General features: G+C 69.1%; 16 protein-coding genes. 6 read left to right on the top strand and 10 right to left on the bottom strand.

Annotated features, from left to right (window positions below; all coding sequences use genetic code 11):
- Positions 1-16: 16 nt before the first annotated feature.
- Positions 17-1,510 (bottom strand): sensor histidine kinase, encoded by a 1,494-nt coding sequence (locus tag ACTJKK_RS05635; RefSeq protein ID WP_440747273.1) that lies wholly within the window; start codon positions 1,508-1,510, stop codon positions 17-19.
- 26 nt (positions 1,511-1,536) lie between these two features.
- Positions 1,537-2,265 carry a response regulator transcription factor gene (locus tag ACTJKK_RS05630; protein WP_247624850.1) on the bottom strand — a complete coding sequence of 243 codons (729 nt, stop codon included), beginning with the start codon at positions 2,263-2,265 and terminating at the stop codon, positions 1,537-1,539.
- A gap of 187 nt (positions 2,266-2,452) precedes the next feature.
- Between ACTJKK_RS05630 and ACTJKK_RS05625 the strand changes: the two genes are divergently transcribed.
- A complete protein-coding gene (locus tag ACTJKK_RS05625; RefSeq protein ID WP_440747272.1) occupies positions 2,453-3,937 on the top strand; it encodes an ABC transporter permease in 1,485 nt (494 codons plus the stop codon).
- Positions 3,938-3,978: 41 nt separating this feature from the next.
- Positions 3,979-4,704, top strand: coding sequence for an ABC transporter ATP-binding protein (locus ACTJKK_RS05620; protein ID WP_440747271.1), 726 nt, complete (start codon positions 3,979-3,981; stop codon positions 4,702-4,704).
- Between the two features lie 59 nt (positions 4,705-4,763).
- On the opposite strand, the gene gndA is transcribed toward ACTJKK_RS05620, so the two are convergent.
- Entirely contained in the window at positions 4,764-6,218 is a 1,455-nt protein-coding gene (gndA, locus tag ACTJKK_RS05615; RefSeq protein ID WP_440747270.1) for an NADP-dependent phosphogluconate dehydrogenase, read from the bottom strand.
- Between the two features lie 186 nt (positions 6,219-6,404).
- Here gndA and ACTJKK_RS05610 point away from each other — a divergent pair, with 186 nt between their 5' ends.
- A complete protein-coding gene (locus tag ACTJKK_RS05610; RefSeq protein ID WP_440747269.1) occupies positions 6,405-7,433 on the top strand; it encodes a D-2-hydroxyacid dehydrogenase in 1,029 nt (342 codons plus the stop codon).
- A gap of 40 nt (positions 7,434-7,473) precedes the next feature.
- Entirely contained in the window at positions 7,474-7,968 is a 495-nt protein-coding gene (locus ACTJKK_RS05605) for a gluconokinase (protein WP_440747268.1), read from the top strand.
- A gap of 4 nt (positions 7,969-7,972) precedes the next feature.
- Here the strand turns inward: ACTJKK_RS05605 and ACTJKK_RS05600 are convergent, their stop codons facing one another.
- Positions 7,973-8,098, bottom strand: coding sequence for a hypothetical protein (locus ACTJKK_RS05600; protein ID WP_281731609.1), 126 nt, complete (start codon positions 8,096-8,098; stop codon positions 7,973-7,975).
- Positions 8,099-8,329: 231 nt separating this feature from the next.
- Between ACTJKK_RS05600 and ACTJKK_RS05595 the strand changes: the two genes are divergently transcribed.
- A complete protein-coding gene (locus ACTJKK_RS05595) occupies positions 8,330-8,938 on the top strand; it encodes a 50S ribosomal protein L25/general stress protein Ctc (protein ID WP_247624845.1) in 609 nt (202 codons plus the stop codon).
- Between the two features lie 100 nt (positions 8,939-9,038).
- The gene (pth, locus tag ACTJKK_RS05590) at positions 9,039-9,620 is read left to right on the top strand and encodes an aminoacyl-tRNA hydrolase (protein ID WP_404598464.1); all 582 of its coding nucleotides are present in this window, start codon (positions 9,039-9,041) and stop codon (positions 9,618-9,620) included.
- 59 nt (positions 9,621-9,679) lie between these two features.
- Here the strand turns inward: pth and ACTJKK_RS05585 are convergent, their stop codons facing one another.
- The 6 genes from ACTJKK_RS05585 to sdhA all read right to left on the bottom strand — a co-directional run bounded on the left by ACTJKK_RS05585 (position 9,680) and on the right by sdhA (position 16,093).
- Entirely contained in the window at positions 9,680-10,327 is a 648-nt protein-coding gene (locus ACTJKK_RS05585) for a hypothetical protein (RefSeq protein WP_247624843.1), read from the bottom strand.
- Positions 10,328-10,349: 22 nt separating this feature from the next.
- Positions 10,350-11,354: a tryptophan--tRNA ligase gene (gene trpS, locus ACTJKK_RS05580; RefSeq protein ID WP_440747267.1), complete on the bottom strand. Its 1,005-nt coding sequence runs from the start codon at positions 11,352-11,354 to the stop codon at positions 10,350-10,352.
- A 41-nt stretch (positions 11,355-11,395) separates the two neighbouring features.
- Complete coding sequence (locus ACTJKK_RS05575) at positions 11,396-12,235, bottom strand: exodeoxyribonuclease III (RefSeq protein WP_440747266.1); 840 nt, start codon at positions 12,233-12,235, stop codon at positions 11,396-11,398.
- 10 nt (positions 12,236-12,245) lie between these two features.
- Positions 12,246-13,400 (bottom strand): YihY/virulence factor BrkB family protein, encoded by a 1,155-nt coding sequence (locus ACTJKK_RS05570; protein WP_440747265.1) that lies wholly within the window; start codon positions 13,398-13,400, stop codon positions 12,246-12,248.
- Positions 13,401-13,496: 96 nt separating this feature from the next.
- Positions 13,497-14,264: a succinate dehydrogenase iron-sulfur subunit gene (locus ACTJKK_RS05565; protein WP_247624840.1), complete on the bottom strand. Its 768-nt coding sequence runs from the start codon at positions 14,262-14,264 to the stop codon at positions 13,497-13,499.
- A 2-nt stretch (positions 14,265-14,266) separates the two neighbouring features.
- Positions 14,267-16,093 carry a succinate dehydrogenase flavoprotein subunit gene (gene sdhA / locus ACTJKK_RS05560; RefSeq protein ID WP_440747264.1) on the bottom strand — a complete coding sequence of 609 codons (1,827 nt, stop codon included), beginning with the start codon at positions 16,091-16,093 and terminating at the stop codon, positions 14,267-14,269.
- Positions 16,094-16,107: the final 14 nt, after the last annotated feature.

The following is a 16,107-nucleotide window of genomic DNA, read 5'->3' as shown; positions in this document are numbered from 1 at the left end:
GTGCCGCCACCCGGCCCTACGCCTCGTTCGCCTCCGACGTCGCCTCGGTCCCCGCGCTCGCGGGGTTCCGGGGCAGGCGCACCGTGAACGTCGTGTCTCCGGGCTCGCTGGCGACGGAGATGACGCCACCGTGCCCCTCGACGATGGCCTTGGCGATCGCGAGCCCCAGACCCGTGCCTCCCGTCTGGCGGGCCCGCGAGCTGTCGCCCCGCGCGAAGCGGGCGAAGAGCTCGTCTCGCACGACCGGATCGATGCCAGGACCGTCGTCGTGCACGCGCAGCACGGCCTCATCGTCCTCCTGCGCGACCGACAGGGTGATCGTCGTGCCGGCGGGGGTGTGCGTCCGCGCGTTGGCGAGCAGATTCGCGACGACCTGGTGCATGCGCCCGCTGTCGCCCACTACGACGACGGGCTCGTCGGGCACCTCGATGTTCCAGTGGTGATCGACGGCCGTCGGCCGGGCATCGGCCAGACTCTCGAGTGCGAGCTGCGTGAGGTCCACGGTGCCGTAGACCAACTCGCGCCCCTCGTCGAGACGTGCCAGCAGCAGCAGGTCCTCGACCAGACGCGTCATACGCAGCGACTGGGCCTGGATGCGCTCCAGAGACGTGGTCGTGCCCTCGATCGCCTCCGGTCCGTGCGCCTGCCCGAGAGCGCGCAGCGACAGCTCGGAGTATCCGCGGATCGAGGCGAGGGGAGTCCGCAACTCGTGGCTGGCGTCGGCGACGAAGCGCCGCATCCGCTCCTCGTTCTTCTGGCGAGCGGCGAGCGAGGTGTCGACATGATCGAGCAGCTTGTTCAGCGATGCGCCGACGAGCCCCGCCTCGGTGCGCGGATCGGCCTGAGACGCGGGGATCCGTTCGGTGATCGACACCTCCCCGCGATCGAGGGGCTGGTTGGCCACGCGGGTGGCGGTCGCGGCGACCGCCCGGAGCGGTCGCAGTCCCACCCGGATCGTGATCGCGGTCGTGAGGGCGAGCAGGATGAGCCCGCCGATGGTCGCGAGCGCGATCACCGTGAGCAGCGCGGTGAGCTGATTCTGGATGGCCTCGCGCGGGAGGCCGGTCACGACCACGACGCCGGAGGGTGCCGTCGACGCCGTCACCCGGTACGAACCGAGGCCCTCGATCGTGACGTTCGCGACGTGCTGGCCGTTGAGCGCATCGGCGATCTGCACGAGCTGCGCCGAGGTGAGGGCATCCGTCCCACCCTCGAAATCGTCCGTCGAACTCGGCACCACGACACCGTCGATTCCGGTCGCCGGGTTCTGGATCGCCACCAGGAGCCCGGGTTCGCCGCCACCGCGTCCGATGATGTTCTGGGCGGTGACGAGGTCGGGAGAGACCTGCTTGATGATCCGCGACACCGAATCCGCGTAGCCGTAGATCCGCTCGCTCAGCTGGTCTTCAAGCGTCTTCCCCAGCGTCGCGCTGGTGATCACGGCCACGATCACGAGGATGAGCGAGACGAACCCGATGACGGCGGTCATCAGCCGCGTCTGCAGGCTCATCGGCCGACGCGTCATCCTCGTCTGGGTCACTGCGGGGCCTTGATCATGTAGCCGACGCCGCGCACGGTGTGCAGCAGGGGAGTGCGTCCGGCGTCGATCTTCTTACGCAGGTACGAGATGTAGAGCTCGACCACCGACGACTTGCCGCCGAAGTCGTAGCTCCACACGCGGTCGAGGATCTGCGCCTTCGAGAGCACGCGACGCTCGTTCCGCATGAGGTACCGCAGCAGCTCGAACTCGGTCGCGGTGAGCTCGATCTCGGTGCCGTCGCGCACGACCTCGTGGCTGTCCTCGTTGAGGGTGAGATCGGCGACCCGCAGGATCGACTGTCCGTCGTCGGCCATCGCGTGGCCGGTGCGGCGGATGATCGCACGCAGGCGGGCGATCACCTCTTCGAGGCTGAAGGGCTTCGTCACGTAGTCGTCACCACCGGCGGTGAGGCCCGCGACGCGGTCGCCGACCGCATCCTTCGCGGTGAGGAAGAGCACGGGTACCAGGCTCCCGGATTCGCGCAGGCGCCGCAGCACGGCCATCCCGTCGAGGTCGGGCATCATGATGTCGAGCACGAGGGCGTCCGGCTCGAACTCGCGAGCGACCTGGAGCGCCTCCATGCCGGATGACGCGGTGCGCACCTCCCAGCCCTCCATGCGCAGGGCCATCGCGAGCAGGTCGGTGAGCATCTGCTCGTCATCCACCGCGAGGATGCGCAGCGGGGTGCCGTCGGGGCGGCGCAGGTCGGGGAGATCACTGGTCATGCACTCATTCTGCGGAACCTCCTATGGGGTTTCTATGGAGCGCGCTATGCATAGCCTGTGAAGATCGGATGCCGTCACCCCCCGTCCGGTCATCCATAGCCTCTTCATCACCTCGCCCTCGAATCCGCATAGAGCGCATTCCTAACGTCGTCTCTGGCACCGCGACCTCCGCGGCAGAAGGAGAGAGATGTACGGAACATATCTGCGGCGCGAACTCGCGGGCCGCAAGAAGCAGACGACGATCGTCGCGATCGGCCTCGCGATCGCGATCGGCCTCGTGATCATCGTGAACGCCCTCACGGCGGGCGTGCGCGACGCGCAGGCGCAGGCCCTCGAGTCCGTGTACGGCGTCGGCACCGATCTGACCGTCACCGGAGCTGCGGCGGAACCCGGGGAGGGCGGTGGCCCGCGCTTCGAGTTCGACGCCGACTCCGGCGAGACCGAGGGCGATACGACCACCCTCAACCAGTCCACGCTGAGCACCGATTTCATGCGCGGCACGCTGGAGGCCTCGGTGCTCGACACTGTCGCCTCGACCGAGGGCGTCTCGGCCGCGACGGGTGCACTGAGCCTCACCAACTCCACCTTCTCGGGCGAACTCCCGAGCGGCGGGTTCGGGCAGCAGGACGGCGCGACGCAGGGTGAGCAGGGGCAGATGCCCGCAGAGGGCCAGGCTCCTCCGCAGGGTGGATCCGATGGGGCGGGCGGCGGCGCGTTCGGCGTCGATTCCTTCACCGTCCTCGGCATCGACCCGGCGGCGACGGCGATCGGACCGCTCGCCTCGGTCGAGGTCGGCGACGGACGCGCGCTCGACGCCGACGACAGCGGCGCGCTCGTCGCCCTCGTCGACAGCACGTACGCGACCACGAATGACATCGCCGTCGGCGACACGATCGACGTCGCGGGGTCCGACGTCGAGGTGGTCGGCATCCTCACCTCCACCTCGGATGCGGCCGACACCGCGGCGAACGTCTACCTGCCCCTCGACACCGCGCAGGAGCTCTCGGGCGCCGGCGACGTGATCTCCACCGTCTACGTGCAGGCCGACTCGGCGTCGTCGATCGACGCCGTCCAGGCGGCGCTCACCGACGAGCTGCCCGATGCGACCGTCACCTCGCAGGCCGAGCTCGCGTCGAGCGTCTCGGGCTCGTTGTCGAGCGCGACGTCGCTCATCACCAACCTCGGCACGTGGCTCTCGATCATCGTGCTGGCGGTCGCCGTACTGCTGTCGGTCCTGCTGACCCTCTCGGGCGTCGGGCGCCGCACCCGGGAGTTCGGCACCCTGAAGGCGATCGGATGGTCGAACGGGCGCGTCGTGCGCCAGGTGGCCGGGGAATCCATGGTGCAGGGCCTCATCGGGGGAGCGGTCGGCCTCGTGATCGGCATCGCCGGGATCATCGTGATCAACGTCATCCGGCCGACCGTCGCGGCGGGCGCCGCGGCCACCGAGGGTGCGCAGGGCGGCCCCGGCGGTATGGGCGGGCCGACGGGCGGGGGAGGGATGTTCCAGACCACGCAGGCGGCCGACATCGTGCTGCAGGCCCCCTTCACCCCGTGGGTGCTCGTCGCCGCGGTCGGTCTCGCGGTGCTCGGCGGCCTCGTCGCCGGTGCCTTCGGCGGCTGGCGCGCCGCCCGCCTCAGCCCGGCCGAGGCTCTGCGGTCGGTCGCGTGATCGCGCAGCCCACGACAATCACGACAGACCAGGAGAAGAAGATGACCATCACCGACACCACCGCCACCGCCTCGGAGACGGATGCCGCGGCGCCGCTGTACCGCGCCACCGGCGTCACGCGCACCTACGCCCAGAAGGGGCGGACGGTCAAGGCGCTGACCGGCGTCGATCTCGAGATCGGCACCGGCGAGTTCGTCACGATCCAGGGGCCGACCGGCGGAGGGAAGTCCACGCTGCTCCAGCTGCTCGGCGCGCTCGACCGCCCGTCCTCCGGCTCCCTGACCCTCGGAGGCACCGAGCTCGCCTCGGCCTCGCCGAAGGAGCTCAGCCGCATCCGGGCCGAGGAGATCGGGTTCGTGTTCCAGGGCTTCAACCTGATTCCCACGCTCACGGCCGCCGAGAACGTCGATATGGCGCTCGAACCGACCTCTCTCGACCGGGCCGAGCGACGCCGTCGCGTGACCGAGGCGCTCGAACACGTGGGCCTCGCCGACCGCGGTGATCACCTGCCCACCGAGCTCTCGGGGGGTCAGCAGCAGAGGGTCGCGATCGCGCGGGCGATCGTCAAGCGCCCGCGCGTGCTGCTGGCCGATGAGCCGACGGGAAACCTCGACGAGAGCATGCGCGATGAGATCCTCGCGCTTCTCGAAGGGCTCTGCGCCGAGGGCATCACGATGATCGTCGTGACGCACGACTCGGCCGTCGCCCGCCGCGCCACCCGCCGGTTGCGGCTCTCGAAGGGGAGCGTGCAGGACATCACGAAGTAGGCGGACGCACGAAGGGCCCCGGCGTGATGCCGGGGCCCTTCGTGTGCGTCAGCGCGAGGTCAGTGGGTGTCCTCGGCCTCGATCTCGGTGCGGTCGCCCGACCACTGCGTGTGGAAGGTGCCTTCCTTGTCGATGCGCTTGTAGGTGTGGGCGCCGAAGAAGTCGCGCTGACCCTGCACGAGGGCGGCGGGCAGGCGGTCGGCGCGGATGCCGTCGTAGTACGACAGCGACGACGAGAACGCCGGAGCCGGGATGCCGGCCTGCGCGGCGGTCACGACGACGCGGCGCCAGGCGGACTGGCCGCGCGTGAGCGCCTCGGCGAAGTACGGAGCGGTCATGAGCACCGGCAGCTCGGGGGTCTCGGCGTAGGCGTCGGCGATGCGGTTCAGGAACTGTGCGCGGATGATGCAGCCGCCGCGCCAGATCTTCGAGATCGCCCCGAGGTCGATGTTCCAGTCGTACTCGGCGGCGCCGGCACGGATCTCGTCGAAGCCCTGCGAGTACGCGACGATCTTCGACGCGTACAGCGCGAGGCGCACGTCCTCGATGAACTGCTCGGTGTTCTCGGCCGCGACGGTGAACTCCTCGTCGGGGCCCGGGAGGGCGCCGGCGACCGCGCGCTGCTCGGGGTGCGACGAGAGCGAACGGGCGAAGGTCGCCTCGGCGATGCCCGAGACGGGAACGCCGAGCGAGAGGGCCGTCTGCACGGTCCATGCTCCGGTGCCCTTGGCGCCTGCCTGGTCGAGGATGACGTCGACGAGCGGCTTACCGGTCTCGGCGTCGACCTGGCGGAGCACCTCGGCGGTGATCTCGATCAGGTACGACTCGAGCTCGCCCTTGTTCCACTCGGCGAAGATGTCGGCGATCTCGGAGGGGCTCTTGCCCGTGCCGCGACGGATGAGGTCGTAGGCCTCGGCGATGAGCTGCATGTCGGCGTACTCGATGCCGTTGTGCACCATCTTCACGAAGTGACCGGCGCCGTCGTGGCCGACGTGCGTCACGCAGGGCTCGCCCTCGGCGATCGCGGCGATGGACTTCAGGATCGGGCCGAGGGTGACCCACGACTCGTCCGAGCCGCCGGGCATGATCGAGGGACCCGTGAGGGCGCCCTCCTCGCCACCGGAGATGCCGGCGCCGACGAAGTTGATACCGGTCTCGCGCACGGCCTTCTCGCGACGGATCGTGTCGGGGAAGTACGCGTTGCCGCCGTCGACGATGATGTCTCCGGGCTCGAAGACCTCGACGAGCGAGTCGATCACGGCATCCGTCGGGCCGCCGGCCTTGACCATGATGATCGCCGTGCGCGGCTTCTGCAGCGAGTCGGCGAACTCCCGGTAGGACTGCGCCGGGATGAAACCGGCCTCGGGGTGCGCGTCGAGAAGGCTCTGGGTCTTCTCATAGCTGCGGTTGAAGATCGCCACCGTGTTGCCCTCGCGGCTGGCGAGGTTGCGGGCGAGGTTCGACCCCATGACGGCGAGTCCGACGACTCCGATGTTGGCTGATGCTTCGGGCACAGAAGGCTCCTCGATCGTGAAGAAGGGTTGTTCTCAGCGTATCGCTGTCACCGGGGACCCGTGCGCGTGTGTCTCGGTTTGCGTCAGCGACCGGCAGGGCGCCGCTCCGGGGGCCTCTACGCTGGATGCAGACGGCGTCTTCGAGGAGGAATCAGCGTGGTGCACAGCGGACCCAGACTGCGAGCGGTGGTAACGGTGCCGTTGCCCGAGGAGCAGTGCCGACTGATCGAAGAACTCGAGCCCCGGCTGGAGGTCGTGCGCGACCACTCGCTCGTGCATCCCGCGCGCTGGCCCGCCGACTGGTCGGGGGATCCCGACCACGTCCGCACCGCTGAGCAGCAGACGGCCTTCGACGCGATGGTCGACTCCGCCGATGTCCTCTTCGGCATCCCCGACGTGGACGCGGCGGCGCTCGCGCGCACCGTGCGTGCGAATCCCGCCCTGCGCTGGGTGATGACGACGGCGGCGGGCGGAGGGGCGTCGGTCAAGGCCGCGGGCCTCGACCGCGCCGAACTCGATCGCGTCGTCTTCACCACGAGCGCGGGCGTGCACGGCGGCACGCTCGCCGAGTTCTCGGTCTTCGCGGTGCTCGCCGGGGCGAAGGGACTTCCCCGGCTCCTCGCCGACCAGCGCAGCCGCACCTGGCCGGATCGCTGGCAGATGCGTCAGCTCGACGAGATGACCGTGCTGGTCGTCGGCCTCGGCGGCATCGGAGCGGAGTGCGCGCGCCGCTTCCACGCGCTCGGCGCGACCGTGTGGGGCACGACCCGTTCGGGCGAGCCGGTGGATGGTGTCGACCGTCTGATCCCGCTCTCCGAGCTGACGGATGCCGTGGCCCAGGTCGACGCGATCGTCGTGACCCTGCCGGGCACCGAGCAGACCCACCACCTGATCGGCGCCGACGTGCTCGCCGCCGTGAAGCCGGGACTGATCCTCACCAACGTCGGTCGCGGCACGGTCGTCGACGAGGCCGCGCTCCTGACGGCTCTCGACGACGGGCGCGTGGCGTTCGCCGGCCTCGACGTGTTCGAGCAGGAGCCGCTCGCCGATCAGTCACCGCTGTGGAGTCATCCCCGGGTCCTCGTGAGCCCGCACACGGCGGCGATCAACGCGAACGAGGAGGAGCGCATCGCGCGCCGCTTCGCCGACAACGCCTCCCGGCTGCTCGACGGTCGACCGCTGCGTGCGGTCGTCGACACCGTCGAGTTCTACTGAGCGGAACTCTCTTGAGCGCGTTCGACGAAGGAGGAGTTCGATGACCGTGCGAATCATCGTGATGGGGCCGAGTGGCTGTGGCAAGTCGACGGTGGGCCTCGCGCTCGCCGAGAGCATCGGGGCCCGGTTCATCGACGCCGACGACCTACACCCGATCACGAACGTCGACAAGATGGCCGCCGGCATCCCGCTCGACGACGACGATCGGATGCCGTGGCTCGGCGTCGTGGGACGGGCGCTCCAGGCCGACGATCGGATCGTCATCGCGTGCTCGGCGCTGCGTCGCATCTACCGCGATGCGATCAGGGCGGAGTCGTCCGATGCGTTCTTCGCGGAGCTGACCGTCGACAGGGCGGCGCTGGAGGAGCGGATGCGTGCCCGGACCGATCACTTCATGCCGGCGGCGCTGCTCGACTCGCAACTGGCGACCCTCGAGTCGCTCGAGAGCGACGAGAACGGCATCCGTGTCGAGCCGGCGGACGTCGAACGCAGCGTCTCGTCGATCCGGGCGGCGATCGGGGACCCGGCCGCCTGAGAGGTCAGTCCTTGCGGTAGCCGGAGCGGCCAAGCGAGAACAGCGCGGCGAAGCTGGCGATCGTGGCGCCGACGGTCATCGCGCCGATGACCCAGAGGATGACGTGCGAGAAGAAGGCTCCGTCGAGCATGAGGGGTCTCCGTGATCTGCGAGAAGGCGAACGGTGTCCCCAGCCTATCGGGTGATCCGGTACCATTGATCGAGTACCTCGGCGAGGGATGATTGCGCGCGTGCGCGAGCGTCCGTTATCGACGCGGCGATGCGAGTCCCCGGTGGCTTTCCTCACGTGTCCATGTCGAGAACACGACAACACACAGACCACCGCGCGGCGCAATCGCTGCGTGCCCCGAAGGAGAACCTCATGTCTGAAGACACCAAGGTCCAGGCCGAGCTGCGCAACAGCTTCGGCAAGGGCTTCGCCCGCCGTCTGCGCGCCGCCGGCAAGATCCCGGCCGTTATCTACGGCCACGGCACCGAGCCCGTGCACGTCGCACTGCCCGGCCACCAGGTCTCGCTCATCATCCGTCGCGCCAACGCGCTGCTCGAGCTCGACATCGAGGGCACGCCGCAGCTCGCCCTGGTCAAGGACGTCCAGAAGGACCCGGTGCACCAGATCATCGAGCACATCGACCTCCTGGTCGTGAAGAAGGGCGAGAAGGTCGCCATCGACGTGCCGATCGTCGTCACCGGCGAATCGGCTCCCGGCACGATCGCCAACCTCGACGCGACCACGCTGTCGATCGAGGCCGAGGCCACGCACATCCCGCAGAACGTCGAGGTCTCGGTCGAGGGCCTCGAGGACGGCACGCACATCACGGCTGCCGACGTGAAGCTCCCGAAGGGCTCGACGCTGCTGACCGACGCCGAGGTGCTCGTCGTCGCCATCTCCATCCCGGCCCTCGAGGTCGAAGAGGACGAGGCGCCCGCCGAGGGCGAAGAGGCTGCCGCCGAGGAGCCCGCCGCGGAGTGATCTCCGGCTGAATCACCGACAGAGGGGGCGCGATCCGATCGCGTCCCCTCTGTCGTACCCTGACCGGGCGGCCGCCGCGCCCGTGCGAGAGGATGAGGACATGACTTCCCCCTGGCTGGTGGTGGGGCTCGGCAATCCGGGCCCGCGCTACGAAGCGACCCGTCACAACATCGGGCAGATGGTGGTCGACGAGCTCGCCGCGCGCCGCAACGAGAGTTTCCGCGAGCACAAGGGCGGAGCGCGCGTCGTCGAGACCTGGCTCCGGCCGGGCGGCGACAAGCTCGTGCTCGCCAAGCCGAACACCTTCATGAACGTCTCGGGCACGCCCGTGGCGGCGCTCGCGCGCTTCTACTCGGTGCCGGCGGAGCAGATCATCGTCGTGCACGACGAGCTCGACATCCCCTTCGACACCGTCAAGCTGAAGACCGGGGGAGGGCATGGTGGTCACAACGGCGTGCGCGACATCGCGCGCGCGATCACCACTCCCGAGTTCCCGCGTGTACGGGTCGGCATCGGGCGCCCCGTCGGACGCCAGGATCCGGCGGACTGGGTGCTCTCGCCGTTCGGCAAGGACGAGAAACCGAACCTGCCGATCCTCGTCTCGGATGCCGCGGACGCCGTCGAGCTCCTCATCGGCGAGGGACTCCTCGCCGCCCAGCAGAAGCACCACGCACCGCGCTGAGGCGCAGGGCGCCGAGTCGTGCTCTGCGCAGGGCGCGGTGTCGTGCTGTGCAGGGCGCCTCAGCTGTAGAGGCCGATGCCTCCGGCTGCCGCTCCGGCGCCGAGCGCGACCCCGGCGATGAGGAAGAAGATCGCGGGGCCGACGACCGCGACGATGAGCGCGCCGATTCCCTGGCCGCGACCGCGCTTGCGTGCGATGGCCATGATGCCGAGCACGATCGCGGCGATGCCGAGGATCGTGCCGGCCCAGAACGAGATCTCCGCCCACAGCACCTGGTCGCGGGCGGGGGAGAGGACGGCGAGCGACGAGAGGTCGTCGCTGTTGAGGCGCACGATCGCCTCGGGCACCCGTCGGCCGATCTCGTACGAGGCGAACGCCGCCACGATCGGCGTGACGACGGCGGCGACGAGAGCGAAGACCAGCGACAGCGTGCCGGTCAACTTCGACGGCCGGGGTGCCGGGTCGGGGACGGTGTACGCACCGGTGGGAGCCGCGTATCCGCCGACCGGCACCTGATAGGCCCCGGGAGGCGCGGCGTAGCCGGGCGCCGGCGGAACGGGCGGAACGGACGCCCCGTACGCCGCAGGTGCGAGAGCCGGAGCGGCTGCGGGCGGTGCGGGTGCGACGGGCGGTGCGGCCGGCGGAGCCGGGGGAACGAAGCCCGAGGGCACGGAACCGGACGGCGGAGGAAGCTGGGGATCGGTCACGAGGTCATCCTAGGGTGAAGGGTCAGACCCGGCGGAGAAGGCCGACGCGGTCGTAGACCTGCGCGAGGGTCGCGTCGGCCACGGCATCCGCGCGTCCGGCGTTGTCCGCCAGGATGCGGTCGAGCTCGGCCGGATCGTCGAGGAGCTCGAGCGCGCGGGTGCGCACCGGTTCGAACTCCGACACGACGACCTCCGCGAGGCCCTTCTTGAAGTCGCCGTAGCCGCGTCCGGCGTATTCGTCTTCGATCGACGCGACCTGGCGGCCGGAGAGGGCCGCATAGATCGTGAGCAGGTTCGAGACGCCGGGCTTGCTCTCACGGTCGAAGCGCACGGAGCCCTCGTTGTCGGTCACCGCGCGCATGATCTTCTTCGCGGACTTGGCCGGATCGTCGAGCATCCACAGCACGCCGGCGTCGCTCTCGGCCGACTTCGACATCTTCGACGTCGGGTTCTGCAGGTCGTAGATGCGCGCGGTGTCCTTCTGGATCACCGGCATCGGCACCGTGAACGTCTCGCCGAAGCGCGAGTTGAAGCGCTCCGCAAGGTCGCGGGTGAGCTCGACATGCTGCTTCTGGTCGTCGCCCACGGGCACCACATCGGTCTGGTACAGCAGGATGTCGGCGGCCATCAGCACCGGGTACGTGAAGAGCCCGACGCTCGTGGCGTCCTGTCCGTACCGCGCCGACTTGTCCTTGAACTGCGTCATGCGCCCGGCCTCGCCGAAGCCGGTGATCGTGCTGAGAATCCAGGCGAGTTCGGCGTGCGCCCGCACGTGCGACTGCACATACAGGGTCGACTGCGAGGGCTCGATGCCGGCGGCGATGTACTGCGCGGCGGTGCGGCGCGTCTTCTCGCGCAGCACTGCGGGGTCCTGAGCGACGGTGAGGGCATGCAGGTCGACGACCGAAAAGTACGCGTCGTACGAACTCTGCAGATCACGCCACTGGAGGAGCGCCCCGATGTAGTTGCCGATCTGGAGGGAGTCGGCGGAGGGCTGCATTCCTGAGTAGAGGCGAGGCTTGGTCACGCGTTCAATCCTATGGGGCGGGGGAAGCCGCCGGTGCCGGGTCAGTAGGTGTAGTCGACGACGACCGGAGCGTGGTCGCTCCAGCGCTGGTCGTACGCGGCGGCGCGGGCGACGTGGTAGCCGGTGGCGCGCTCGGCGAGTGCGGGCGTCGCGAGGTGGTAGTCGATGCGCCACCCGGAGTCGTTGTCGAACGCCTGTCCGCGCATCGACCACCAGGTGTAGGGCCCCTCGACCTCTCCGTGGAAGCGGCGGCCGACATCGACCCAGCCGAGCCCGGTGCCGACCGTGCCGTCGACACCCGTCACCTCGGTGCCCGCTGCGCCGAGGAAGCGATCGAAGTACGCGCGTTCACGGGGGAGGAACCCGGCCTTCTTGCGGTTGCCGCGCCAGTTCTTGATGTCGAGTTCACGGTGGCCGACGTTGAGGTCGCCGGTCACCAGGGCAAGCGCATCGTCGGCGCCGAGTTCGCTCAAGCGCGGGCCGAGAGCATCGAGGAACTTCCACTTCTCGTCCTGCTTCGGGGTGTCTGCCTCGCCGGAGTGCACGTAGGCGCTGACCACGGTGAGCGGACGGTCGCCGAGCAGGAAGTCGGCCTCGATCCACCGGCCCTTCGAGTCGAAGTCCTCGGCGCCGAACGCCGTGCGGGAAGCGAGCGCCGGAACGCGGCTGGCGATCGCGACGCCGGCGCGACCCTTAGCGGTCGCCTCGTCGTGCACGAACGACCAGCCGGGCAGGGCGGCTGCGAGATGCTCGTCCTGACCGCGGACCTCCTGGAGCGTCAGGACGTCGACGTCGGCGGCGTCGAGCCATCCGCTCATGCCGTTGCGAGCGGCCGCCCGGATCCCGTTGACATTGACCGAGGCGATACGCAGATGAGGCATGTGAACCAGCCTACGGGCGGGGTCGGACATTGCCTGTCGTCACGGCGTCCGCCTCGGCGTCCGCCCGCGCATCCGTCAGCCTCTGCTGCGCGGCGTTCAGCGCGCGTCGTGCGGCCGGGCGCCGGTACCAGGGCGCCGTGTCGACGGCCTCCTGCGCTCGGCGCACCTGCACGCGGGCGGCGAGCAGGAGCGCCTGCTTCTCGGCCCGACGCGCCGTCTCCTCGTCCTCGCGCTCGAGCGGCTGATCCTTGTCCTCGGCCGCCACCGCGATCCAGGAGGCCGCCATCAGCACCACGATCGCCAGCCAGCGGCACCACAGCAGCAGACCGATGATCACGGTGAAGGAGGCGAGCAGCGGATTGCTGGGCACGTGCGAGAGCAGCAATCCGGCACCGAGCTGCAGCACGACCATCGCGCCTCCGCCGAGCATCGCACCGGGCCAGATGAATCGCCAGTGCAGATGCGTACCCGTCAGGAAGCGCACCAGCATCGCCAGCGCGGTCGCATCGAGGGCGAAGGCCACGACGACCGAGACGGTCTGCGCGCCGAACGAGAAGAACCAGGTGCCGGTGCTCCAATCGAAGAGCAGGAAGATCTGCTCCAGCGCCCAGACGCTCAGCGAGATGAGCACCGCGCCGACGAGCATGGCCCCGCCGAAGACGATCGCCGCGAAGAAGTCGCGCACCTTGAGCAACCAGTACGGGCGCGCATCGAACGGCAGCCCGAAGAGGTCGCGCACCGCGCGCCGGGTGAAGGTCACCGCGCTCACCGCGGTCCACAGCGCCACGCCGACGGCGATCGCTCCGGTGACACCCAGAATGCCCGTGGAGTCCTGAGCGATCTGGGTGACGTCCTCGACCGAGAACAGGCCGCCCTCCGGGGCGATCAGCCCCGGGATGTACGTGTTGACCAGGCGCACGAGGGCTTCGATCGCGAGGCTGCTCGCGCCGAGCCAGAGACCCGCGCCCGCGAAGCCGACGTACAGCAGCGCGAAGAGGGCGAAGAGCACGTAGTAGCTCATCCCCGCCGACAGCAGGAAGCCGTTGCTGAACGCGAAGTTGCGCCAGACCCGTACGGGGAAGGCGGCGAGGGTGCGGTCCTTCAGCTCCGTCACACGCTCGATGGGAGCCTCGAGCCGCGCGCGGAGGGGGCGGGGAGCGGACATGCCCTCCACATTATCGATCGGTGACAACGGGCCGAAACGCGAGAACGGGCGGCTCCCGAGGGAGCCGCCCGTTCTCGAACGAATGCCGGATGCAGGTCAGGGGCGTCCGCGCAGAACAGCCTGCTTGACCTCGGCGATCGCCTTCGTGACCTCGATGCCACGGGGGCAGGCCTCGGAGCAGTTGAAGGTCGTGCGGCAGCGCCAGACGCCCTCCTTGTCGTTGAGGATGTCGAGACGCACGGCGGCGTTATCGTCGCGCGAGTCGAAGATGAAGCGGTGCGCGTTGACGATCGCGGCCGGGCCGAAGTACTGACCGTCGGTCCAGAAGACGGGGCACGACGAGGTGCACGCCGCGCACAGGATGCACTTGGTGGTGTCGTCGAAGATCTCGCGGTCGGCGATCGACTGCGTGCGCTCCTTGCCCTTCTCGGGAACGGAGCTCGCGACGAGGAACGGCTGCACCTCGCGGTAGGAGGCGAAGAACGGCTCCATGTCGACCACGAGGTCCTTCTCGAGGGGGAGTCCCTTGATGGCCTCGACGTAGATCGGCTTCGAGATGTCGAGGTCCTTGATCAGCGTCTTGCAGGCGAGGCGGTTGCGACCGTTGATGCGCATGGCATCCGATCCGCAGATGCCGTGCGCGCAGGAGCGACGGAAGGTCAGCGAGCCGTCGACCTCCCATTTGATCTTGTGGAGCGCGTCGAGCACGCGGTCGGTGGAGTAGAGCTCCACGTCGTAGTCGACCCAGTGCGGCTCGGAGTCGACCTCGGGGTCGAAGCGGCGGATGTTGAAGGTGACGATGAAGGACTGGATCCCGGTCTCTTCGGTCGTGTCTGCGGGGGCTTCGGCGATGGCGTTCGACATGCTCAGTACTTCCTCTCCATCGGCGGGTAGTTCAACTCGCCCTGCTCGTTCTTGGTGAAGACGACGGGCTTCCAGTCGAGCTTGATGTGGTCGCCCGGGTCGGACGAGTGCGCGTCTCCGGTGAGGTACGCCATCGTGTGCTGCATGTAGTTCTCGTCGTCGCGCTTCGGGAAGTCGTCGCGCATGTGGCCGCCGCGGCTCTCCTCGCGGTTCTGCGCGGCGTAGACGACGACCTCGGCGATGTCGAGCAGGAAGCCCAGCTCGACGGCCTCGAGGAGGTCGGTGTTGAAGCGGTGGCCCTTGTCGTCGACGTGCACGTTCTTGTAGCGCTCGCGCAGCTCGGCGATGACGCCCAGCACGTGCTGGAGCGACTCGTGCGTACGGAAGACCTGTGCGCCCTTGTCCATCTCGTCCTGCAGCGTCTTGCGCAGCACGGCGATGCGCTCGGTGCCCTGGTTGTTGCGCAGACCCTCGAGCATGTCGGAGACGAATCCGGCCGGGTTCTCCGGGAGCGGCACGAACTCGGCCGTCTTGACGTACTCGACCGCGTTGCGGCCGGAGCGCTTGCCGAACACGTTGATGTCGAGCAGCGAGTTGGTGCCGAGGCGGTTGGCGCCGTGCACCGAGACACACGCGCACTCTCCTGCTGCGTAGAGACCCGGCACGATGGTGTCGTTGTCGGCGAGCACCTCGCCATTGTTGTTCGTGGGGATGCCGCCCATCGCGTAGTGCGCGGTCGGCATCACGGGCACCGGCTCGACGACCGGGTCGACACCCAGGTACGTGCGGGCGAACTCGGTGATGTCGGGGAGCTTGGTCTCGAGGACCTCGGCACCCAGGTGCGTGCAGTCCAGCAGCACGTAGTCCTTGTGCGGACCGGCGCCGCGGCCCTCCGCGACCTCCTGCACCATGCAGCGCGCGACGATGTCGCGCGGAGCGAGGTCCTTGATGGTCGGCGCGTAGCGCTCCATGAAGCGCTCGCCCGAGGCGTTGCGCAGGATCGCTCCCTCACCGCGGGCACCCTCGGTGAGCAGGATGCCGAGGCCGGCGAGACCGGTCGGGTGGAACTGGAAGAACTCGAGGTCCTCGAGCGGGAGGCCCTTGCGCCAGACGATCCCGACGCCGTCACCCGTGAGGGTGTGCGCGTTGGAGGTGGTCTTGAAGATCTTTCCGAATCCGCCGGTGGCGAAGATCACGGCCTTCGCCTGGAAGACGTGCAGCTCACCGGTGGAGAGGTCGTAGGCGACGACGCCGGAGACCTGCGTCTTGCCGTCGGCATCCTTCACCGTCAGCAGGTCGAGCACGTAGAACTCGTTGAAGAAGTTGATGCCGAGCTTGACGCAGTTCTGGAACAGCGTCTGCAGGATCATGTGGCCGGTGCGGTCGGCCGCGTAGCAGGCGCGGCGCACCGGCGTCTTGCCGTGCTCGGCCGTGTGACCGCCGAAGCGGCGCTGGTCGATCTTGCCCTCGGGCGTGCGGTTGAAGGGGAGGCCCATGTTCTCGAGGTCGATGACCGCGTCGATGGCCTCCTTCGCGAGGATCTCCGCCGCGTCCTGGTCGACGAGGTAGTCGCCGCCCTTGACCGTGTCGAAGGTGTGCCACTCCCAGGAGTCCTCCTCGACGTTGGCGAGCGCCGCGGCCATGCCGCCCTGCGCCGCGCCCGTGTGCGAGCGGGTCGGGTACAGCTTCGAGATGACCGCGGTCTTCGCACCGGAGCCCGCCTCGATCGCCGCGCGCATGCCAGCGCCGCCGGCGCCCACGATGACGATGTCGAACTGGTGGTAGTGCACGCCGTCACGGACGACGGAATCCTGCGTCTCGGTAGTCACTTCTCGTATGCCTT

The organism is Microbacterium sp. 22179, from assembly GCF_052045715.1.
Taxonomy (GTDB): Bacteria; Actinomycetota; Actinomycetes; order Actinomycetales; family Microbacteriaceae; genus Microbacterium; species Microbacterium galbinum.
This window is presented reverse-complemented; position numbering and strand designations above follow the sequence as displayed.